We start from the raw sequence: 863 nt of genomic DNA, 5'->3' as shown, positions 1-863 counted from the left end.
CGTGGCCGGCCGCCGTAGCGGCTGCGCGGTGCCGGGCGGTGCTGCGGCTTTGTGGGGCCGTGCGCCCACCGGCGAGCAGCCCCCGCACCGGGGCGAGGGTGTCGCCGGTGACCAGCCCGCGGTGCGCGAGCGCGAGCTCGTCGTCGAGCTCGTCGTCGATCCGCTCCTCGCCCTCGGTCCGCTCGCGGGCGAGTGCGTCGGCGAGGTCGCGGAAGAAGTAGGCGCCGCCACCCGCGAGCGCTTGGCGCACCCGGGTCTCGATCTCACCCAGCCCGGCTGCGTCGGGCACCGGCAGGGTCGTCGCGGCGCCGTCGGCGAGGTGCAGGCTGACCCACGCGTCGTCCCCGGGCAGGCTGCCGTGGGCGGCCCACAGGACCTCGCCCGTCGCCATGAGGTCGTCGAGATCGGCGCGCTCGCGTCGTCGACGCGCGCGGGCAGGACGAGGGACTCGAGGGCGCTCGCGGGGACCGGGGACGCCGCTCAGCTGCTCCACGGCCCGCAGCACACCGTCGCGCCCGCGCATCCGGCGCCCCACGCCCTGCCACCCGGGCAGGAATCGTGCGTACTGCCGCGGCTCGACGGGCTCCACCTCGTGCCGCAGCGCGGCGAGCGAGCGGCGGCGCAGGGTGCGCAGCACCTCGGCGTCGCAGAACTCGCCACCTCGTCCACCGCACTCGACCGGCAGCAGGTCGCCCTCGACGAGCCGGCCGGTCTGCACGAGGCGGCGCAGGGCATCGGTCGCCACGGCGCGACCGATGCCGTAGTGCGCGGCGAGGTCGGTGGCGGCGAAGGGGACGTGGGTGCGGGCGTAGCGCGTGACGAGGTCGCCGAGCGGGTCGTCCGTGGGCTGCAGGGCCGCCTCG

General features: G+C 77.3%; 1 protein-coding gene. It reads right to left on the bottom strand.

Annotated features, from left to right (window positions below; all coding sequences use genetic code 11):
* On the bottom strand, positions 1-863 hold an 863-nt coding region (locus tag AC2W7J_RS18500), incomplete at both ends, for an Lhr family ATP-dependent helicase (RefSeq protein WP_485984255.1).

Source organism: Janibacter sp. CFPM2_SD2, assembly GCF_057364645.1.
Note: the sequence above shows the minus strand (reverse complement) of the source record. Positions and strands in the feature narration are given on the sequence as shown.